Raw genomic sequence first — 20,338 nt, forward strand, 5'->3', positions numbered from 1 at the left:
CGTAACGGCAAGCGCCGCATCACAGTGGGTCAGGCAACGGGCCGTCGGGGGTGTTTCTTCCGGCGGCCCGTTGGCGTTTCAGCTCGCCTTGCGCTCCAGCGCGCGCAATGAGGCCATCAGATCGGCGAAGCGCTCGCCCTGCACGGTGACGTGAGCGCGAAGGTGTTCGGAAGCGGCGTCGGCATCGCCCGCCTCGATGGCGCGAAACACGGCGTCGTGCTCCGAGAACGACTGGTGTGGCCGGTCGCGCACGCGTAGTTGCAAACGTCGGTACACGCGCAGCCGCCGGTGCAGTTGCATCGCCGTCTCCTGAAGATAGGCGTTGTGACTGGCCTGATAGATCAACGCATGGAAATGCGCGTTGACTTCGTAATAGGTGTCGATGTCCCGCGACTCGGCCGCCGCCCGGCTGGCCTCGTGCGTCGCTCGCAACTCGGCCAGTTCGTCGTCCGTGATGCGGCGAGCGGCGAGGCGTCCGCACATTGATTCCAGCTCTGCCATCACTTCGAACATTTCGCACAACCGCTGCGGATCGATCTGCGCGACCACGGCGCCCCGTCGCGGCCGTATCTCGATGACCCCCGACGACGCCAACTGAATCAAGGCCTCGCGCAATGGCGTGCGCGACACGCCGAACGCGCCCGCCAGTTCGACCTCGTCGAGCCGCATGCCGGGCGGATACTCGCCCACGGCAATCTTCTCTTCGATCGCCTGGCGCAGCGCTTCCGATCGCTTCGGTTTTACGGTCATGACGCTCTCGCTCGGTCGTGTTTCGGTCCCGTCGTGCGGGGTTCGATGGGGTTCATGGTTGCCAAAGTAACGCTTGACGCCTGCCTTGAAGATCGGGGTATACGCCGAAAATGTATTTTTTCGATGCCCAGTTTGTATACGCCATGCGGGATTGACTATACGATTTGATCCCGAGAGCGGCAACTCGCGCACTCGACTTACTCAAAATCAAAGCAGTCATCCGTACATGCAGTGCCGGCAAGCCGGTGGTGCACCCGTTTCGCGTCGTGAGATCCGGAACGGGCGATGTCAGGCACCGGGCTTCGCTGGTTCACCACTGACAGAAGTGACAGGAGACGCCATGGAGACAAATCATTCCCCGCTGCGGCGACAACTCATGCTCGGTGCCGCCTCGGCACTCGTCACCGGCGGTCTGGCCAGCCCATGGGGCAGTGCGTTTGCGCAGTCCGGCCCGCTCAAGATTTCCCATCAATTCCCCGGCGGCACGCTCACCGAAGGCGACTTCCGCGACCGGCTGTGTCGCAAATTCGCGCAGGAAGTCGAGAAGCGTACCAACGGTGCGCTGAAGTTTCAGGTCTATCCGGGCAGCTCGCTCATGAAGACCAACGCGCAGTTCTCGGCGCTGCGTCGCGGGGCGCTTGATCTCTCACTGTATCCGCTGCCGTATGCGGGCGGAGAAGTCCGCGAACTCAATATCGGCCTGATGCCGGGGCTGGTAACGTCCTACGCGCAGGGCACCGCCTGGCGCCATGGCGAGATAGGCAAGGTGCTCACCGATGTACTCGCGCAGAAGAACATCGTGATCGTGAGCTGGGTCTGGCAGGCGGGCGGTGTCGCGAGCCGAGCCAAGCCGCTCGTCTCGCCGGACGACGCCAAGGGCCTCAAGGTGCGCGGCGGTAGCCGCGAGATGGACATGATGCTCAAGGAGGCCGGTGCGGCCGTCATTTCGCTGCCGTCGAACGAACTCTACGCCGCCATGCAGACCGGCGCGATGGACGCGGCGATGACCTCGTCGACGAGCCTGATGTCGTTCCGTCTTGAAGAGGTCTCGAAGCATCTGACCACTGGGCGCAACAAGTCGTACTGGTTCATGCTCGAACCGCTGCTGATGTCGAAGCCGGTCTTCGACAAGCTGCCCAAGGATCAGCAGCAGGCGATCCTGCAGGTGGGCGCGGAACTCGAGTCGTTCGGCACGCAAGCGGCCAAGGCCGACGACGCGCAGATCGCCAGCGTCTATACCAAGGCCGGCGCGAAGGTCTATGACCTTGACGAGGCGACGGTGATGAAGTGGCGCGACATCGCAAGGCGCACCGCGTGGAAGGATTACGCAGGCCGATCCGACACGTGCGCGAAACTGCTCGCGCTCGCCGAGCAGGTGCCTGCATGAGTGGGGCCGTCGTGAGCGCGGACCCGGCGGCGGCACGCCCTCGACTGCTGCGGCGGCTCGACGCCCTGTTACAGGGCGTGAGCCGTCTGCTCATGGTCGTGTGCATGTTGGCGCTGGTCGGGGCCGCACTCGTGCTCAGTTACAGCGTGTTCGCCCGGCACGTGCTCAAGCTCGCCACCGACTGGCAGGATGAAGCCGCCGTGTTCCTGCTGGTCGGCGCGACCTTCGTCTCCGCGGCGCATGTGCAACATTTGCGCGGGCATATCGGCATCGAAGCCATCACGACCTTGCTCTCGCCGCGCGTGAACCGGGTGCGGCGCTGGTGCGTCGACCTTGTCTCGTTCGCGTTCTGCGGCTTCTTCGCATGGAAGTCGTGGACGCTGTTCTGGGAAGCCTATGTCGATGGTCAGACGAGCAGTTCGACGTGGGGGCCGCCGTTGTCGATCCCGTATGGCCTGATGGCCTTCGGCATGACGTTGCTCACGGTGCAATTGCTGCTGCAAGTGGCGATTGGCGCAGCCGAGATGGGAACGCCGGCGCGCCGTGAGGCGCCGCTCGGATCGGATCGTACGGGAGGGCACGCATGAGCGAGCTCGGCATCGGATTGCTCTATGGCGGCGCGACGCTCGTCGCCATGTTTTCGGGCATGCCCATCGCGTTTGCGCTGGGGGCCGTGGCGGTGGCGTTCATGCTCGGCTTCATGCCTGTCTCGTCGCTCGACACGATCACGCAGAACGTCTATGAGGAGATGGCCAGCATCACGCTGTTGTCGATCCCGCTTTTCATTCTGAAGGGCGCGGCCATCGGCAAGTCGCGCGCGGGGCAGGATCTGTATCTGGCGCTGCACGCGTGGATGCGCCGGATTCCGGGCGGCCTGGGCATCGCCAATGTCTTCGCCTGCGGGCTGTTCGCCGCGATGGCGGGTTCGAGCCCGGCGACGTGCTCCGCCATCGGCAGCGCCGGCATTCCGGAGATGCGCCAGCGAGGTTATTCGCCCGGATTCGCCGCCGGGATCATCGCGGCGGGCGGCACGCTAGGCATTCTGCTACCGCCGTCGATCACGATGATTCTCTACGCGGTGGCGGCCGAGCAGTCACTGGGGCGGCTGTTCCTCGCGGGGATCGTGCCCGCGCTGCTGCTGGTGGGGCTGTTCTCGTGCTACGCCGCCTGGCGCTACCGGCGCGAGTACGCCCACGCGCAAGTGGCACTGGCCCGCGACGGTACGCCGTCGCCATTTCCGAGCGAGCCGCCGGCCACGATGCGCGAGAAGCTGGCGTTGCTGCCGCGAGTGCTGCCGTTCGTGACGCTGCTCATCGGCGTGATGGCGGCGCTCTACGGCGGGTATGCCACGCCGTCGGAGACGGCCGGCCTCGGCGGTCTGCTCGCGTTGGGGCTGATCGCCGTGATCTACCGAATGTGGAACCCCCGCCAGCTCGCGCCGATCCTGACTGGCACGTTGCGCGAGTCGACCATGCTCATGTTCATCATCGGCATGTCGCTGCTCTATTCGTACGTGATGAGCTACCTGCACATCAGCCAGTCGGCGGCGCAATGGATCGTGGGGTTGCATTTGTCGCGCTGGGTGCTGCTCACGGCCATTCTGGCGATGGTGGTCGTGCTCGGCTTCTTCCTGCCACCGGTAAGTATCATTCTGATGACCGCGCCAATCATCCTGCCGCCGCTGCGGGCCGCGGGCTTCAATCTGGTGTGGTTTGGCGTGGTGATGACGATCGTCATGGAATTGGGCTTGATTCATCCGCCCGTAGGACTCAACATCTTCGTCATCAAGAACACGGCACCCGATATCGCGCTGCGTGACATCGTCTGGGGCGTGATGCCGTTCGTGGTGCTGATGGTGCTGGCCGTCGTCCTCATCTGTGCGCTGCCCGGGCTGTCGCTGTGGCTGCCGGATCGATTGATGGGATGAGGGCACTTCGATGCACTGGGGCATTGCGTGCCGGGCGATGTGTCATGCCTGTTGAGCCGGAGTTATTTGCCTGTCAGGGGGCATTGCGAGGAAGCCATGAAGGATGAGCCGATCATGTCAGCCATGTCCGATCCCGTATCGTTGAGTCCGTCGCTGATGGACGCGACGATGGCCGGGGCGTCGACGTCAGCGTCTGCTTCCGCTTCCGCTTCCTCGTCATCTTCCTCGCCCGGGCGCGGTGCGCCCGAGAGTGTGGCCGACGTGAGCGCACCGGTACCGTCGCCCAAGCCATCGCTGGGGGCGCGGCTGGGCCAATGGTTCGGCCGCGGCGCCGGCAAGTCGGGTGGGCCGGGCGGTGGGCCAAAGGATGGCAAGGACGCCAAGGTTGCGCCGGCCACCCTGTCGCCGCGGGCGCAAAGCGCGCTGCGGCGGCAGTTGACGCAGTGCCTGTCGGCGCGGCTGACGGACTCCGCCGCTAACGACGCCGCGCGCGACTTCATGACGCGCTACGCGGCGGCGTCGCCCGACATGCAACTGGCATTGCTCGCGGTCGTCGCCGAGACCTGTGCGAGCGACGGTAATCCGGGCGCCGAGGCCGGCAAGGACGGCGACGGCGCCGGCGCTGGCGCGAGTGCCAAGCGCGCGCCCGGCGGCGGCTTGGCGGGGGCCCTGGGCAGTGCGCGTGTGCGCTTTCTCAAGCGCTTCAATGCATTGCCCGATGGTCTGCCGTTTCTGGTGCGCTGGCGCGCGGACATGCTGGAACACCGCGCGGCGTTGCCCGGGCTTGCGGCCCTCGAGGAAGATCTCGGCAGTCTGTTTTCGACATGGTTCGACGTCGGTCTGCTGGAGTTGCATCCGATCACGTGGGATTCGCCGGCGTCGCTGCTCGAAAAGCTCATGCGCTACGAAGCGGTCCACGAGATTTCGTCGTGGGCCGATCTGCGCAACCGGCTCGATTCCGACCGCCGTTGCTACGCGTTCTTCCATCCGCGCATGCCGCGCGAGCCGCTGATCTTCGTCGAAGTGGCGTTCGTGCCCGAGATGGCGGCCGACGTGCATTCGCTGCTCGACGAGAAGGCGCCGCTCGAAGACCTGCGCCGCGTGCGCTGGGCTATCTTCTATTCGATCTCGAACACGCAGCCCGGGCTGCGCGGCGTGAGCTTCGGTAACTTCCTGCTCAAGCGCGTGATCGACGAGCTGCAAGTCGATTTTCCGAAGCTGCGCAATTTTGCGACGCTCTCACCGATCCCCGGTTTCAACGACTGGCTCAAGTCGCTCTCGGCGCAGGCGCTGGCGCAAGTGCTTGGCCCGAAGCGGGCAAAGCTGCTGGCGCAGGAGGCGTCGCTGGCGTCCGATGCTTCCGGCGCGCAGATGATGATGTGGTTGCAGTCTAGCGCCGAGCGCAAGGCCGTGCAGGCATTGCAGCGCAGCCTTGGCGAAGCGTTGGCCGCGCACTATCTGGCGCGCGAAACGGTGCGCGGACAGCCGCGAGATCCGGTCGCCCGTTTTCATCTGGGCAACGGCGCGCGCGTCGAGCGCATCAACTGGCACGCCGATCTCTCGAAGAAGGGCGCAAAGCAGTCGTGCGCGATGATGGTGAATTATCTTTACGAACCCGACGAACTCGACGCCAATCTGCAACGCCTCATCGACGGCGAACCCGCGCTCGGACGCGCCGTGGCGCGCCTGCTATGAACATAAGGACGTCCCGGTATGCCAACCCCTAAGCACACCTATCAACCGCAGGGAGGAACGCGTGAGTGAAGTGCTGCGCGACGACGGTTCGCTGGACAACGGATGGGTGACCTTGACGCTGTCGAATCCCGGTAAGCTCAACGCGATTTCGGTCGCCATGTGGCGCGCCCTGCGCACGCATCTGCAAGCGCTCGACGAGGACACGCGCGTGCGAGCCATTGTCATTCGCGGGGCCCACGGTCACTTCGCGGCCGGCGCCGATATTGAGGAGTTTCCCGTCGAGCGCGGCAGCTACGACGCGCTGCGTCGCTATCACGGCGAGGTCATCGGGCCGACGCTCGACGCACTGGCACACTGCCGGCATCCGAGCGTCGCGCTGATCGAGGGGGTCTGCGTGGGCGGCGGCCTGGAGATCGCGGCGCATTGCGATTTGCGCATTGCCGGGGAGGGCGCTCGTTTCGGGGTGCCGATCAACAAGCTGGGCTTCCCGATGGCGCCTGGCGAACTGCGCGGCGTGCTCGCCTTGGCGGGACGCTCGACGACGCTTGAAATCCTGCTCGAGGGACGCGTCTTCGGCGCGGCCGAGGCGCGAGAGAAGGGACTCCTCACGCGGGTGGTTGCCGACGAAGCGGTGGAAGTTGAAGGCTACGCCTGTGCGCGACGTCTCGCGGCCGGTGCGCCCCTCGCCGCACAACTGAACAAGTGGTTGATCGCCCGGCTGGCGCCGACCGTGCCGCCGTTGTCCGAGGCAGAATGGCAAAATGCCTTCTCGTACTGGGACTCGCACGATCACCGCGAAGGAGTGGCGGCATTCCTGGAGAAGCGGCCACCTGACTTTCAGGGGCGCTGAGCGACGCCGCGCCCCACCTTGCCTATTTTCACTTTTTTCAGCCGATATCTCCACGGTTTCAAATCCGTTTCTGTTTATGACGCAAGACACCAACCTCTACCGAGTTTTTGCCGAGCGCTTTCCCGCTGATAAAACGGCGTGCGCGATCGAGACGCCCGACGGGCTCTATTACAGTTGGGACGACATCGAGCATGCGAGCGCACGCATGGCGAACCTGCTCGCGAGTCTCGACCTGACGCCCGGCGCACGCATTGCCGTGCAGGTCGAGAAGTCGCCCGAAGCGCTGCTGCTGTATCTCGCCACCCTGCGCGCGGGGTTCGTCTATCTGCCGCTCAATACGGCCTACCGCGACGGCGAGATCGCGTACTTCGTCGAGAACGCCGCGCCGGACGTGGTGGTGTGCAGTCCGGCGAACTTCGGCTGGGTCTCGAAAATTGCGTTCACCCACGGCGCGAAGCACGTCTACACCTTGGGCGACGATCGTACCGGCTCGCTGCTGGAGCGCGCCGCATGGTTCGAGGACACCTTCACGACGGTGCCGCGTGCGCCCGACGATCTCGCCGCCATCCTGTACACCTCGGGCACGACCGGGCGCAGCAAGGGCGCCATGCTCTCGCACGGCAACCTCGCGAGCAACGCGCGTGTGCTGCACGAATTCTGGGGATGGGGCGAGCGAGAGGGCGGCGACGTGCTGCTGCATGCGCTGCCGATTTTCCACGTGCACGGGTTGTTCGTCGCGAGCCATGCAGCCCTGTATTCCGGCAGCAAGATGATCTGGCTGACGAAGTTCGATGCCCGCGAAGTGCTGCATCAACTGCCGCGTGCCACGGTGTTCATGGGCGTGCCGACGTATTACGTCCGGCTGCTGGCGGAGGCGGGGCTCGATCGCGAGGTGTGTCGCAACATGCGTTTGTTCATCTCGGGCTCGGCGCCGCTGTTGAGCGAGACGTTCGACGCTTTCCGCGAGCGCACCGGCCACACGATTCTGGAGCGTTACGGCATGTCCGAGACGGTGATGCTGATCTCGAACCCGTATCACGGCGACGCCGCGAGCGTGCGTCGCGCGGGCACGGTCGGCGTGCCGCTGCCGGAGGTGAAGGTCCGGGTGGTCGGCGACGACGGGCAGCCAAGTCGGCCCGGCGAGATCGGCCACATCCAGGTCAAGGGGCCGAATGTGTTTGCCGGCTACTGGCGCATGCCGGAGAAGACCGCCGAAGAGTTCACCGGCGACGGCTTCTTCAAGACGGGCGACGTCGGCAAGTTCGACGAGGACGGCTATGTGCACATCGTCGGCCGCTCGAAGGACCTCATCATCTCGGGCGGCTACAACGTCTATCCGAAGGAGATCGAAGGGTTCATCGACGAGATGGACGGCGTGGCCGAGTCGGCCGTGATCGGTGTGCCGCACCCGGATTTTGGCGAGGCGGTGGTGGCCGTCATCGTGCCGCGCGCCGGGGCACAGGCCCCCGACGAGCGCACCGTCATCGACGCACTCAAGCGGCGCATCGCCAATTTCAAAGTCCCGAAGCGCGTGCATCTGGTCGCCGAATTGCCGCGCAACACGATGGGCAAGGTCCAGAAGAACCTGCTGCGCGAGCGCTTCAAGTAAGCGCGTTGCGGCGCGGTGTCGCGCGAGGTGATGCGGCAGCGTGTCCGTGTTGCGGGCATCGAGCACAAACCAATGCCGCCCTCGATGGGGCGGCATTGTCATTGGGGGCAGGGGCCGGCATGACAGCATTGTGCCGGCCGGCGCGACTTACTTCATCTGCACCGTGCCCGAGACCGTCACGGTCACTTGCGTTTTGCCGCCTTCGAGCTGCATCGGCGGGGCGGCATCGGCGGCCGGGCTCATGGCCATGGCCTTCATCGCATACGGGCGCGGCATCATCGGCGCGTTCGCACCGACCTGCACCTGGCGGATGGTGTAGCTACTGTAGCCGAAGGCCTTCGTGTTGCTCTGCGCCTGGTCGCGGAACGCCTGGATGGCCTGTTGCGTCAGCTCGGCCTGGGTCTTCTCCTGCGCTTCACGCGAGAGCGAGAACGACACCCCATCCATCTGCATCTGGTTCGAGATCTGGCTGGCGAGACGCGATGCGGCACCAAAATCCTTCGACGTCATTTGCAGCTCGGTGCGCCCACGCCATGCGGTGATCTTGCCGTCGCGGTTGGTCGTGGGATAGAGCGAGACGCTACCGGTCTGGACCTGTACGGCATTCTGGCCCTTGGCCACGGACATCGCGCTGTTGGCCTTCTGCGTGAGGTTGCGCGACACCGTGGCGGCATCGGCGCCTTGCTCCTGCGCGGACATCGTGATGTGAACGGTGTCCTGCTCGACTTCCTTCGTGGCATGAGCTTCGAGGCCCAGCACACCTGAGAGCTGGCGGTTGGTATCGTCACCCGACTGGGCATAGGCCGCATTGGCGGCGGTAGCGATCAGAAGTGCCGCGGCGAGGGATTTGCGCATCGTATTGTCCTTTTTCGAAGGTAAGTTCGCCTGTGCAGGGCGAACGTTTGCCCGGTCGCCCGCACGGCCTTCGCGACACGATGCCCGCGAAAGGGCGGGATCGCATGCGCTAATGGCGACAGGCTATGCCTGTGCCCGCAGCTTGTTACAGACGCTATCGCAGCAAGGTTGGTTCCCCCAAGACCTTCAGGCTTCAAGTAAGTGTTGGGTGATGAACGCCCAGTGTTTGGGCGACACGGGGGTGATCGAGAGCCGGTTGCCACGTGCGAGGACCAGCATGCCGTCCAGTTCCGGCGTCTGGCGCATTTCCGTGAGCGGCACGAGACGCGTCTTGCGATCGAGCTTCACGTCGACCAATAGCCAACGCGGCGATTCCGGTGTCGACTTGGGATCGAAATAGGGACTCTTGGGGTCAAACTGGGTAGGGTCGGGATAGGGCGTCGACGCCACCGTCGCGAGTCCGGCGATGCCGGGCACCGCGCAGCTCGAGTGATAGAACAGCACGCCGTCGCCTATGCGCATCTCGTCGCGCATGAAGTTTCGCGCCTGGTAGTTGCGCACGCCGGTCCAGGCCAGGGTCTGGTGCTTCGCGCCGGCGAGATCGTCGATGCTCGCCTCCTCGGGCTCGGATTTCATCAACCAATAACGTTGTGTCATGCCATTTTGCTGTCAAAATTGGTTTAACGGTAGCAAACATCGCTCAAGTGAGTCAAAGGCCGACGTGTTTGCGATGCGTAGGTTGCCACGCTGTGAGCGTTGGTGAAATCCTATACTATGCGTTTGTGATCTTCGTGTGACGCTTGATATGAACCGTCGGATGCCGATCCTGTCCGATGCCGCAGGGTGCAGCGCGCCGTGCGTTCGTCAATCCGCCACGCATGCAGGTCGCGCGTACGTGCTTGAGCGATGCATGTTCCATCCCTATGACGATAGGAGAGTGTGTCATGGCAGCAGAGCCGTCTGTTCGAACCAATGCGTTCATCTTTTATTCCCTCGCCACCGTGTCGTTCATCGAAACCAGCGTGCCTGAGTTTGTCGCGACGCTCAACGAGATGTATGGCGATGACGATGAGATGAGAACGTGGCTGCGCGATACCTGGCTGCCCGAAGAAGTCGAGCACGGGCGTCTTGCCAAGGACTATATCGCGCGCGTGTGGCCCGAATTCGACTGGGCTCCGGCTTATGATGCGTTTCTCGCTCGCTACAAGCCGCGATGCGACGTGCAGTACATGCGGCCGTCGCTGGCGCTCGAGGCGCTCTCGCGCTGTGTTACCGAGACGCAAACGGCCATGATCTATCGCTGCCTGGAGTCCTATATGCCGGTGGAGGAACTCAAGCAGATGATGCACAAGCTGAGCAATGAAGAGGTCGGCCACTATCGTTATTTCCGCAAGACATTCGACCGCTACAACGCGGTGGAACGACGCGGGGTGATCCGGCGGTTGCGAACCATGGTGGCGCGCAGTGAGCTGGTGCGCGACGAGGACATTGCGTTCGCGTTCGAGCCGCTCAATCGATTCTGGTTAACACCGCCGCCCTTCGAGACGATGACCTGGGACGCCTTCCTCGCCATGTCGGGCGATGTCATGAAGCAGTACATGCCCGTCGAGGCGGCCACGCGCATGATGTTCAAGCCGCTGGAGACCGGGTCCTGGTGGCGAGACCGTCCGGTCAAGGCGCTGTTGACCTTTATGGTGAGGCGGCAATATCCGCAGTTGGGCAGCGAGGCCTGACGTCACCCGTTGCCGGTCGCACGCGCACGGCGACGGCGCCGGTGACAGGCGGAAAAAAACCCCGCCGAGGCGGGGTTTTTCGTAGTCGGCGAACCGTATTACTTGTTCGTGCCGACGACTTCGACTTCCACGCGGCGATCCGGTGCCAGGCACTTGATCAGTTGGCCGCGGTTCTTCTGGTTGCAACCGGTCGTGACCGGGTTGCGCTTGCCCTTGCCTTCCGTGTAGACACGGTTGGCTTCAACGCCCTTGCTGACCAGGTAGGCCTTCACAGCTTGAGCGCGACGCAGCGACAGACGGTCGTTGTACTTGTCCGAACCGATACGGTCGGTGTAGCCCGTGGCAACCACGACTTCCAGGTTCAGCGCTTGAACCTTGCCAGCCAGGTCGTCCAGCTTGGCCTTGCCTTCCGGCTTCAGGATGGCCTTGTCGAAATCGAACAGGGCGTCAGCTTGGTACGTCACCTTTTGCGAGACCGGAGCTGCCGGAACCGGAGCCGGTGCCGGGGCCGGTGCCTGGGCGATGATCGAGCCATCGCACTTGGCATTGGCCGTGGCCGGGGTCCAGTAGGCATCGCGCCAGCACAGTTCGTCCGAGCCGTTCTTCCAAACCCACTCGCCGCTGCCGTTAACCCAGTTGTCGTTGACTGCTTGTTTCGAGGCCGCGATCGGGCCCGGAGCGGTCTGGACATAATTTTGAGCCATAGCCGAAGCAGCCATCACTGCGGTAGCTGCAACGATCGCGAGCTTAGCGAATTTATTCATATTTCTCCTCTCGAAATGAGATTACCGCAGGGTTACTGCGAGCCTAGACGACGGTACCAAAGTCTTACATCGCTCGAAGTATAACATCGGCGTTTGGGACAAAGCACCGCCCATGCACTTCGAATAATGTCTAACTTATGCCACGGCATTTTGCCATAGCGCTTCCGCCACCCGTGAGCAAAACCCCAAGTTTGCCGCCCGTCGTGGCGCAGTTGTGGTGTGAGCGCAACACCTTTTGAGGCCCCTCCCCAACCGTTTCATTCGTGGTCGTCGTCCGTCGTTTTGGCATGCCAGACATGTCTTGTGCGTTGCATCACGCTCGTTTCGGATGCCAATGACGGGCATGTTAGAATCTTACGATCATATCGCCGGCAGCCGCCTATCGCGATTAGGGTTTGATAGACACGAATAATGGATCAGTTCGCCAAAGAAACTCTCCCGATTTCGCTTGAAGAAGAAATGCGGCGGTCGTATCTCGATTACGCCATGAGCGTGATCGTCGGCCGCGCATTGCCGGACGTGCGCGACGGCCTGAAGCCGGTTCACCGCCGCGCGCTGTTCGCCATGCACGAGTTGAACAACGACTGGAACCGTGCGTACAAGAAATCGGCACGTATCGTCGGTGACGTCATCGGTAAGTACCACCCGCACGGCGACGCCTCTGTATACGACACCATCGTCCGTATGGCGCAGCCGTTTTCGCTGCGTTACATGCTGGTCGACGGGCAGGGAAACTTCGGCTCGGTCGACGGCGACAACGCCGCCGCCATGCGATACACCGAAGTGCGCATGGCCAAGATCGGCCATGAGCTGCTCGCGGACATCGACAAGGAAACCGTCGACTTCGGTCCGAACTACGACGGTAGCGAAAAAGAGCCGCTGATCCTGCCGGCGCGCATCCCGAACCTGCTGCTCAACGGGTCGTCGGGGATTGCGGTCGGCATGGCCACGAACATCCCGCCGCACAATCTCAACGAAGTCGTCGAAGGGTGCCTGCACGTGCTCAAGCACCCGGAGGCCACCATCGACGAACTCATCGAGATCATCCCGGCCCCGGACTTCCCGACGGCCGGCATCATCTATGGCATCTCCGGCGTGCGCGAAGGCTATCGCACCGGCCGCGGCCGTGTAGTGATGCGAGCGAAGACTCACTTCGAAGACATCGATCGCGGCCAGCGCGTGGCGATCATCGTCGACGAGCTGCCGTACCAGGTAAACAAGCGCTCACTGCTCGAGCGGATTGCGGAACTGGTCAACGAGAAGCGTCTGGAAGGCATTTCCGACATTCGCGACGAGTCCGACAAGAGCGGCATGCGTGTGGTGATCGAGCTCAAGCGCGGCGAAGTGCCCGAGGTCGTCCTCAACAATCTCTACAAGCACACGCAGCTGCAGGATACGTTCGGTATGAACATGGTGGCGCTGGTCGACGGCCAGCCCAAGCTGCTGAACCTGCGTGAAATGCTGGTGCACTTCCTGGCGCACCGCCGCGAAGTGATTACTCGCCGCACGATCTACGAATTGCGCCGTGCCCGTGAGCGTGGCCATGTGCTCGAGGGTCTGGCGGTAGCGCTCGCCAACATCGATGACTTCATCGCGATTATCAAGGCGGCACCGACGCCGCCGATCGCGAAGGCCGCGTTGATGGAAAAGGCGTGGGATTCGTCGGTCGTGCGCGACATGCTCTCGCGTGCCGAGAGCGATACGCAGGGCGGCCGCGCGGCCTACCGTCCGGAAGGGCTCGACGCCGCCGTGGGCATGCAGGCCGACGGGCTCTACCGGCTGTCGGAGACGCAGGCGCAGGAAATTCTGCAGATGCGTCTGCAGCGCCTGACCGGTCTGGAACAAGACAAGATCGTCTCCGAGTACAAGGAAGTGATGGCGCAGATCGCCGACCTGCTCGACATTCTGGCGCGTCCTGAACGTGTGACGGCGATCATCAGCGAAGAACTGACGGCCGTGCGCGCCGAGTTCGGCGACGCGCGTCGTTCGACCATCGAACACAACGCCACCGAACTCGATACGGAAGACCTGATCACGCCGCAGGACATGGTGGTCACGCTCTCGCACTCCGGGTACATCAAGTCGATGCCACTGTCCGAATACCGTGCGCAAAAGCGCGGCGGGCGCGGCAAGCAGGCCGCCGCGACCAAGGACGACGACTGGATCGACACGCTGTTCATCGCCAATACGCACGACACGATTCTTTGCTTCTCGAACCGCGGCCGTGTGTACTGGATCAAGGTTTATGAAGTACCGCAGGGGTCACGTAACTCGCGCGGGCGTCCGATCGTCAATATGTTCCCGCTGCAGGACGGCGAGAAGATCAACGTGGTACTGCCGGTCAAGGAGTACACGGAAGATCGCTTCGTGTTCATGGCAACGAGCCTGGGCACGGTCAAGAAGACGCCGCTGGCCGCCTTCAGCCGTCCGCTCAAGAAGGGCATCATCGCGGTGAATCTCGACGACGGCGACGTACTGATCGGCGCGGCCATCACCGACGGCGCCCATGACGTCATGCTGTTCTCCGACGCCGGCAAGGCGGTGCGCTTCGATGAGAACGACGTGCGTCCGATGGGGCGTGAAGCACGTGGCGTGCGTGGAATGCAGCTCGAAGACGCTCAGACGGTCATCGCGCTGCTGGTCGCCGAGAACGAGCAGCAGTCGGTGCTTACGGCAACCGAGAACGGGTACGGGAAACGTACGTCGATCACGGAATATACGCGCCACGGCCGTGGGACTAAGGGTATGATTGCGATCCAGACAAGCGAGCGCAACGGCCGGGTGGTCGCGGCGACGCTGGTCGAGCCGGATGACGAGATCATGCTGATCACGACCGGCGGGGTGCTGATCCGTACGCGCGTGTCGGAGATTCGCGAAATGGGTCGGGCCACGCAGGGGGTGACGCTGATCAGCCTGGACGAAGGCACGACGCTTTCGGGCCTGCAACGCATTGTCGAAACCGATGTCGAAATCGCCGAGAACGGCGGCGACGCGCCCGATGGCGACGAGACGCCGGAAGCGGATGTCACGGCGTCGTGACGGGCGTAACGCGATGTAAGCTACCGGTGCATTGCCCCAAAAAGTCAGTAGAATCTGGCTCGATGCAGTGAAGTGCCCAGGCGAGGATGCATCTATTTATCGCCGGACAAAGCCGGCGAACTTTGGAGTGACTATTACTATGCAACATAACGTCAAGAAGTGGATGTGGCTGCTGCTCGCAGCGCCGGCAATGGCGATGGCTCAACAGAGCGCCCCGCTCGACGCCGACAAGAAGGCCGCCATCAAGGACCTGCTCGACGCCATCGACTCGAACAAGCTCGTCTCCGCCATTGGCGGCGGCGCGCAGGAGCAAGCCAAGCAATTGGCCCCGCAAGTGCTTGAGCGCCAACTGGTCGCCAACAAGACGATGAGCGATGCGCAGAAGCAGGCCATCGTGCCGACGCTGCAGGCGAACTCGGTGCAAAAGCTCGTCGACGGTGCCGGCAAGGTCTTCACTTCCGACGCGTTCAAGAACGATGCTGTCCAAGCCCAATACGCGGCGTATGGCAAGTTCTACACCACCGAAGAAATCAAGGGTCTGACGGCGTTCTACAAGAGCCCGGTCGGCCAGAAGTACATCAAGGTGCAGGACCAGGTGGGCCAGGAAGTCGTCGGTGGCCTGATGCAGAAGTACATGCCGCAATCGATCGAAGCCACCAGCAAGCAAGCTGACGCCGAGATCGCCGCGGCCGCCAAGTCGGCACCGAAGGCACCGGCCAAGAAGTAAATTTCGGCCAGTCCGACCAGGATTGACCGATAATGGCCGTTTGCGAGCGATCGCAAACGGCCATTTTGCATTGATGGCGTAAATCGGCAGGTTCTGCTCGGATTTTTCCGGCAAAGTCAGGGTCCCGCGCCGGAATTGCGGTGGATACCCGCACGTCAAGGGCAACTGGCGGTATAGTGGGTCTTTGCCGCCGCCGCGCAACCGAATGCATCGCCAGACGTGAAACGCAAGCCGCACGGGTCCCTGTCCGCCGGCTTGCGTTTCACTTTTATTGCAGCAAAACGATGATGACGCGCGCATTCAATTTTTCCGCCGGTCCGGCGGCGCTGCCAGCCGAGGTGCTGGCGCAGGCTGCCGAGGAAATGCTCGATTGGCATGGGGCCGGCATGGGCGTGATGGAGATGAGCCATCGCGGTCGTGAGTTCATGAGTATTCTGGCGCAGGCGCAGGCCGATCTGCGTGAGTTGCTTGCGGTGCCTGACAACTACCGCATCCTGTTCATGCAGGGCGGCGCGCTTGCCGAAAACGCCCTTATCCCGATGAACCTGCTGGGTGGTGAGCGGGCGAGCGAGCGTCGTACGGCGGATTACGTCGTCACCGGCTCGTGGTCGGTGAAGTCGCAGAAGGAGGCGCGCAAGTATTGCGATGTCAACATCGCCGCGAGCACCGAAGCCGAGCAGTTCACCCGGCTGCCGGCGATGGACGAGTGGCAATTGTCGAAGGATCCGGCTTACGTGCATATCTGCACGAACGAGACCATTCATGGCGTCGAGTACTTCTGGACGCCCGATCTGGGCGCCGCCGGCCTGCCGAATGTGCCGCTCGTGGCGGATGTCTCGTCGCACATTCTGTCGCGTCCGATGGATGTGTCGAAGTTCGGCGTGATGTATGGCGGTGCGCAGAAGAATATCGGTCCGTCGGGGCTGACGGTGGTGATCGTACGCGATGACCTGCTCGGGCGCGCGTTGCCGGTCACGCCCAGCGCGTTCGACTGGAAGATCGTTGCCGAGAACGACTCGATGTTCAACACGCCGCCGACCTACGCGATCTACATCGCCGGGCTGGTGTTCCAGTGGCTCAAGCGCCAAGGCGGCCTGGTGGCCATGGAAGCGCAGAACAAGGCCAAGGCCGAGTGCCTGTATGGCTATCTGGACAGCAGCGATTTTTACCGCACGCCCGTCGCCAAGGATTGTCGCTCGCGCATGAACGTGCCGTTTTTCCTGCATGACGAGGCATTGAATGAGACCTTCCTGACCGGCGCTCGCGAGCGCGGCCTGCTGCAACTCAAGGGCCACAAGTCCGTGGGAGGCATGCGCGCCTCCATTTACAACGCGATGCCGCTGGCCGGCGTCGAGGCGCTGGTCGACTATCTGCGCGAATTCGAGCGCAGCCACGGCTGACGCGGGCGAGCGGCTACGCACTGCCGCGCCGTCCGGCCCTGTCCCACCGCATGAAGACAAAACGTTCCATGGAAGACGATCTGAACGCATTGCTGCGCCCCCTGCGGGAGAAAATCGATGACATCGACGCGCAGCTTCTGAAACTGCTCAATCAACGCGCGGCCATCGCCCTGGAAGTCGGCGAGGTCAAGAAGCGTTTCGGCGCGCAGGTGTTTCGGCCCGAGCGCGAGTTGCAGGTGATTTCGCGCCTGCAACAGACCAACGACGGCCCGCTGTATGGCGACAACCTGGCGTCGATCTGGCGCGAGATCATGTCGGCCAGCCGTGCGCTGGAGAAGGTCATGACCGTCGCCTACCTGGGGCCGGCCGGCACCTACAGCGAACAAGCGGCGTTTGCCTACTTTGGCCAGAGTGTGAAGGGCTTGCCGTGCCCGTCGCTCGACGAGGTATTCCGCGCCGTTGAGGCCGGAGGGGCGGACTTCGGTGTCGTGCCGGTGGAAAATTCGACCGAGGGCGTCGTGTCGCGCACGCTGGATCTGTTGCTGCAAAGTCCGTTGACCATCAGCGGCGAAGTGGCCTTGCCGATTCATCACAATCTGATGTCGCTGTCGGGCACACTTGACGGTGTGACGCGCATCTGCTCGCATGCGCAGTCGCTCGCCCAATGTCAGCACTGGCTCACGGCACACTTCCCGCGGCTGGAGCGTCAGGCAGTGTCGAGCAATGCCGAAGCGGCGCGCATGGCGGCCGCCGATCCGACCCTCGCCGCGATTGCCGGCGAGTCTGCGGCGACCCAGTACGGGCTGCAAGTGGCCTACGCGCACGTGCAGGACGACCCGCACAACCGTACGCGTTTCGTCGTCGTCGGTACGCAGGACCCGGCACCGAGCGGCCACGATCAAACGTCGCTGATTCTCTCGGTGCCGAATCGGGCCGGCGCCGTGGTGGCACTGCTCGAACCGCTCGCGAACAACGGTGTGTCGATGACCCGTTTTGAGTCGCGTCCGGCCAAGAGCGGTGCGTGGGAGTACTACTTCTACGTCGATTTCGAAGGCCATCGCGACGATCCCAATGTCGCCAAGGCGCTCGATGCGCTGCGTCAGAACGCGGCCTATTGCAAAGTGCTCGGGTCATACCCGCGCGCCGCATAACGGGGCGGCGGGCGATACACCATGAGTCTGAACAAACTCGTCATCTGCGGCGTGGGCCTGATCGGTGGTTCCCTCGCGCGGGCGCTCAAGGCGGCGGGCGCCGTGAAGGAAGTGGTCGGCGTCGGGCGCAGCGAGGCGTCGCTGGCGCGGGCGTGCGAACTCGGCGTGATCGACCGGGCGGCCGTGTCGATGGCCGAGGCCGTGGCGGGGGCCGATGTCGTCGTGCTCGCCGCGCCGGTGGCGCAAACGCCTGCGCTGCTCGCCGCGATCCGTCCATTTCTTGATGGCGATACGATCGTGACCGATGCGGGCAGTACCAAGACCGACGCCGTGACCGCCGCGAGGGCGGCGCTGGGCGACGAGGTCTGGCGCTTCGTGCCGGGACACCCCATTGCGGGGGCAGAACTGTCCGGTGTCGATGCCGCGAAGGCCGATTTGTATCGCGACCGCCGTGTCGTACTTTGTCCGCAGGCCAACAATCGCCAGGCGGACGTCGCACGGGTACGCGCCATGTGGGAGGCGACCGGGGCACGCGTGTCGGAAATGTCCGAGACGCAGCACGATCGCGTATTCGCCTCGGTCAGCCACCTGCCGCACGTGCTGTCCTACGCGCTCATTGCGCAGATTCTCGACGCCCCTGACGCCGCGTCGAAATTCGGTTTTGCGGGCGGCGGTTTTCGTGACTTCACCCGCATCGCCGCCTCCAATCCCGAAATGTGGCGCGATATCTGTGTGGCCAATCGCGACGCGCTGCTTGCCGAACTCGACGGTTACATCGCGACGCTAGGCTCGCTGCGTCAATTGATCGATGCCGGTGACGGCGCCGGTCTCGAGGCCGTGTTCGCGCGCACCAGCCGGGCGCGCACGGACTGGGCCAAGCAACAGGAAAAGTAATGGAAACGCTCGATCTCGGACCATACGGCCACGCCGAAGGCACGCTGCGCCTGCCTGGCTCAAAAAGCATCTCGAACCGCGTACTGCTGCTCGCCGCACTCTCGCACGGCACCACCCGCGTGCGCGATCTGCTGGCGTCGGACGACACGAAGGTCATGCTCGATGCCTTGTCGACGCTTGGCGTCAAATGCACGCAAGTCGGCGACTCGCGCGATTTCATCGTCGAGGGCTGCGGCGGTGTGTTTCCCGTCAAGACGGCCAAGCTGTTCATGGGCAACGCCGGTACGGCCATTCGCCCGCTGACGGCGGCACTCTCGCTGAGCCACGGCGACTACGAGGTTTCCGGCGTGGCGCGCATGCACGAGCGCCCGATCGGCGATCTGGTCGAAGGCTTGCGCCAGCTTGGCGCCCATATCGACTACCTGGGCAACGCCGGCTATCCCCCGCTGCATATCAAGCCGGCCGATGTCGCTGCCCCGTCCTCGCCGATTCGCGTGCGCGGCGACGTGTCGAGCCAGTTCCTCACGGCGTTGCTGCTCACGTTGCCGCTGCTGCCTTCGCCATCGGGCGAGATCGTTGTCGACGTCGAGGGCGAGCTGATTTCCAAGCCGTATATCGACATCACGCTGCGCCTGCTGCGACGCTTCGGTATCGACGTGCGGCAGGACGGCTGGTCGCGCTTCACGTTGCCGGCGGCGGACGCCGCTGGCGCGAAGTATCGGAGCCCGGGCGAGATCCGGGTCGAAGGCGATGCGTCGTCGGCGTCCTACTTTCTCGCGGCTGGGGCCATCGGCGGCGGTCCGCTGCGCGTGGAAGGCGTTGGCCACGACAGCATTCAGGGCGATGTGCGTTTCGTGGATGCGCTCGCGGCGATGGGCGCGCGCGTTACATTGCTCGACGATGCCATCGAAGTGCAGGGGGTCGACACGCCGAGCGGCAAGCTGCGCGCGCTCGACATGGACTTCAATCACATTCCCGATGCGGCCATGACGATTGCCGTGGCCGCACTCTTCGCGGACGGCACGACCACGCTGCGCAATATCGCAAGCTGGCGCGTGAAGGAGACGGATCGCCTGGCCGCCATGGCGATCGAACTCCGCAAGGTGGGGGCAACGGTGGAAGAGGGCGCGGATTATCTGCGTGTCACGCCGCCGGTCGCGCTCACACCGAACGCGGCCATCGACACCTACGACGATCACCGTATGGCAATGTGCTTCTCGCTCGTGAGTCTGGGCGGCGTGCCGGTGACGATCAACGATCCGAAGTGCGTTGCCAAGACGTTCCCGACGTATTTCGCTGAATTCGCCCGCGTTGCGTCGTAGCGTGCATTACGGATTTTTGCTCACGCGCCGCTGCTGAGCGGACCGCACCGGCGGCTCGCACGCGCATCGTTCCCCGAATCGCCGGAGCACTCGGGGAACGATGCGGCGCCGCTCGCGGAACCGGGGCGGGCCGCCGCCCTGTGACCGCTCGCCCGGTCCACCAGATCCCCTTTCTGGCAGATTCACCCCCCCGCCAAATACCCCCTCCGCCAAATACCCCCTCCGCCAGATTCCC

Annotated in this window: 17 protein-coding genes; 13 read left to right on the forward strand and 4 right to left on the reverse strand. The window is 63.7% G+C overall.

Annotated elements, in window-relative coordinates:
• Positions 1–78 precede the first annotated feature (78 nt).
• On the reverse strand, positions 79–750 hold the full coding sequence (locus PEP31012_RS13640; protein WP_150589866.1) for a GntR family transcriptional regulator: 672 nt from the start codon (positions 748–750) through the stop codon (positions 79–81).
• A 340-nt stretch (positions 751–1,090) separates the two neighbouring features.
• On the opposite strand from PEP31012_RS13640, the gene dctP reads away from it, so the two are divergent.
• From dctP to PEP31012_RS13670, 6 genes are all read left to right on the forward strand, one after another.
• A complete protein-coding gene (dctP, locus tag PEP31012_RS13645) occupies positions 1,091–2,137 on the forward strand; it encodes a TRAP transporter substrate-binding protein DctP (protein WP_425494960.1) in 1,047 nt (348 codons plus the stop codon).
• Positions 2,134–2,724: a TRAP transporter small permease gene (locus PEP31012_RS13650; RefSeq protein ID WP_150589867.1), complete on the forward strand. Its 591-nt coding sequence runs from the start codon at positions 2,134–2,136 to the stop codon at positions 2,722–2,724. Before dctP ends, PEP31012_RS13650 begins: the two co-directional genes overlap by 4 nt.
• Positions 2,721–4,064: a TRAP transporter large permease gene (locus PEP31012_RS13655; protein ID WP_150589868.1), complete on the forward strand. Its 1,344-nt coding sequence runs from the start codon at positions 2,721–2,723 to the stop codon at positions 4,062–4,064. Before PEP31012_RS13650 ends, PEP31012_RS13655 begins: the two co-directional genes overlap by 4 nt.
• Positions 4,065–4,178: 114 nt before the next feature.
• Entirely contained in the window at positions 4,179–5,759 is a 1,581-nt protein-coding gene (locus tag PEP31012_RS13660) for a malonyl-CoA decarboxylase domain-containing protein (RefSeq protein ID WP_246171283.1), read from the forward strand.
• 70 nt (positions 5,760–5,829) lie between these two features.
• The gene (locus PEP31012_RS13665) at positions 5,830–6,609 is read left to right on the forward strand and encodes an enoyl-CoA hydratase/isomerase family protein (protein WP_150589919.1); all 780 of its coding nucleotides are present in this window, start codon (positions 5,830–5,832) and stop codon (positions 6,607–6,609) included.
• A gap of 76 nt (positions 6,610–6,685) precedes the next feature.
• Entirely contained in the window at positions 6,686–8,218 is a 1,533-nt protein-coding gene (locus tag PEP31012_RS13670) for a malonate--CoA ligase (protein ID WP_150589869.1), read from the forward strand.
• Positions 8,219–8,365: 147 nt separating this feature from the next.
• On the opposite strand, the gene PEP31012_RS13675 is transcribed toward PEP31012_RS13670, so the two are convergent.
• Entirely contained in the window at positions 8,366–9,073 is a 708-nt protein-coding gene (locus tag PEP31012_RS13675; RefSeq protein ID WP_150589870.1) for an SIMPL domain-containing protein, read from the reverse strand.
• Positions 9,074–9,259: 186 nt separating this feature from the next.
• On the reverse strand, positions 9,260–9,730 hold the full coding sequence (locus PEP31012_RS13680) for an EVE domain-containing protein (RefSeq protein WP_150589871.1): 471 nt from the start codon (positions 9,728–9,730) through the stop codon (positions 9,260–9,262).
• 287 nt (positions 9,731–10,017) lie between these two features.
• Here PEP31012_RS13680 and PEP31012_RS13685 point away from each other — a divergent pair, with 287 nt between their 5' ends.
• A complete protein-coding gene (locus PEP31012_RS13685; RefSeq protein WP_150589872.1) occupies positions 10,018–10,806 on the forward strand; it encodes a hypothetical protein in 789 nt (262 codons plus the stop codon).
• Positions 10,807–10,904: 98 nt separating this feature from the next.
• Here PEP31012_RS13685 and ompA read toward each other — a convergent pair whose 3' ends face one another.
• A complete protein-coding gene (ompA, locus tag PEP31012_RS13690; protein WP_150589873.1) occupies positions 10,905–11,570 on the reverse strand; it encodes an outer membrane protein OmpA in 666 nt (221 codons plus the stop codon).
• A gap of 411 nt (positions 11,571–11,981) precedes the next feature.
• Here ompA and gyrA point away from each other — a divergent pair, with 411 nt between their 5' ends.
• The 6 genes from gyrA to aroA all read left to right on the forward strand — a co-directional run bounded on the left by gyrA (position 11,982) and on the right by aroA (position 20,103).
• Positions 11,982–14,609, forward strand: coding sequence for a DNA gyrase subunit A (gene gyrA, locus PEP31012_RS13695; RefSeq protein WP_150589874.1), 2,628 nt, complete (start codon positions 11,982–11,984; stop codon positions 14,607–14,609).
• Between the two features lie 139 nt (positions 14,610–14,748).
• Entirely contained in the window at positions 14,749–15,336 is a 588-nt protein-coding gene (locus PEP31012_RS13700) for a DUF2059 domain-containing protein (protein WP_150589875.1), read from the forward strand.
• A gap of 284 nt (positions 15,337–15,620) precedes the next feature.
• Entirely contained in the window at positions 15,621–16,736 is a 1,116-nt protein-coding gene (gene serC, locus PEP31012_RS13705; protein WP_246171284.1) for a 3-phosphoserine/phosphohydroxythreonine transaminase, read from the forward strand.
• Between the two features lie 68 nt (positions 16,737–16,804).
• The gene (gene pheA, locus PEP31012_RS13710; RefSeq protein WP_150589876.1) at positions 16,805–17,887 is read left to right on the forward strand and encodes a prephenate dehydratase; all 1,083 of its coding nucleotides are present in this window, start codon (positions 16,805–16,807) and stop codon (positions 17,885–17,887) included.
• Between the two features lie 21 nt (positions 17,888–17,908).
• A complete protein-coding gene (locus PEP31012_RS13715; RefSeq protein ID WP_150589877.1) occupies positions 17,909–18,781 on the forward strand; it encodes a prephenate dehydrogenase in 873 nt (290 codons plus the stop codon).
• Complete coding sequence (gene aroA, locus PEP31012_RS13720; RefSeq protein ID WP_150589878.1) at positions 18,781–20,103, forward strand: 3-phosphoshikimate 1-carboxyvinyltransferase; 1,323 nt, start codon at positions 18,781–18,783, stop codon at positions 20,101–20,103. The genes PEP31012_RS13715 and aroA overlap by 1 nt, the downstream gene beginning before the upstream one ends.
• The last annotated feature ends 235 nt before the right edge of the window (positions 20,104–20,338 follow it).

This window comes from Pandoraea eparura (assembly GCF_902459725.1).
GTDB lineage: Bacteria > Pseudomonadota > Gammaproteobacteria > Burkholderiales > Burkholderiaceae > Pandoraea > Pandoraea eparura.

Excerpts from the sequence above, each read along its gene's own strand:
- PEP31012_RS13715 (WP_150589877.1), top strand. The coding sequence starts at position 17,909 with ATGAGTCTGAACAAACTCGTCATCTGCGGCGTGGGCCTGATCGGTGGT.
- PEP31012_RS13700 (WP_150589875.1), top strand. The coding sequence starts at position 14,749 with ATGCAACATAACGTCAAGAAGTGGATGTGGCTGCTGCTCGCAGCGCCG.
- aroA (WP_150589878.1), top strand. The coding sequence starts at position 18,781 with ATGGAAACGCTCGATCTCGGACCATACGGCCACGCCGAAGGCACGCTG.
- ompA (WP_150589873.1), bottom strand. The coding sequence starts at position 11,570 with ATGAATAAATTCGCTAAGCTCGCGATCGTTGCAGCTACCGCAGTGATG.
- PEP31012_RS13685 (WP_150589872.1), top strand. The coding sequence starts at position 10,018 with ATGGCAGCAGAGCCGTCTGTTCGAACCAATGCGTTCATCTTTTATTCC.
- pheA (WP_150589876.1), top strand. The coding sequence starts at position 16,805 with ATGGAAGACGATCTGAACGCATTGCTGCGCCCCCTGCGGGAGAAAATC.
- PEP31012_RS13650 (WP_150589867.1), top strand. The coding sequence starts at position 2,134 with ATGAGTGGGGCCGTCGTGAGCGCGGACCCGGCGGCGGCACGCCCTCGA.
- gyrA (WP_150589874.1), top strand. The coding sequence starts at position 11,982 with ATGGATCAGTTCGCCAAAGAAACTCTCCCGATTTCGCTTGAAGAAGAA.
- PEP31012_RS13680 (WP_150589871.1), bottom strand. The coding sequence starts at position 9,730 with ATGACACAACGTTATTGGTTGATGAAATCCGAGCCCGAGGAGGCGAGC.
- PEP31012_RS13670 (WP_150589869.1), top strand. The coding sequence starts at position 6,686 with ATGACGCAAGACACCAACCTCTACCGAGTTTTTGCCGAGCGCTTTCCC.
- PEP31012_RS13675 (WP_150589870.1), bottom strand. The coding sequence starts at position 9,073 with ATGCGCAAATCCCTCGCCGCGGCACTTCTGATCGCTACCGCCGCCAAT.
- serC (WP_246171284.1), top strand. The coding sequence starts at position 15,621 with ATGATGACGCGCGCATTCAATTTTTCCGCCGGTCCGGCGGCGCTGCCA.
- PEP31012_RS13660 (WP_246171283.1), top strand. The coding sequence starts at position 4,179 with ATGTCAGCCATGTCCGATCCCGTATCGTTGAGTCCGTCGCTGATGGAC.
- dctP (WP_425494960.1), top strand. The coding sequence starts at position 1,091 with ATGGAGACAAATCATTCCCCGCTGCGGCGACAACTCATGCTCGGTGCC.
- PEP31012_RS13655 (WP_150589868.1), top strand. The coding sequence starts at position 2,721 with ATGAGCGAGCTCGGCATCGGATTGCTCTATGGCGGCGCGACGCTCGTC.
- PEP31012_RS13640 (WP_150589866.1), bottom strand. The coding sequence starts at position 750 with ATGACCGTAAAACCGAAGCGATCGGAAGCGCTGCGCCAGGCGATCGAA.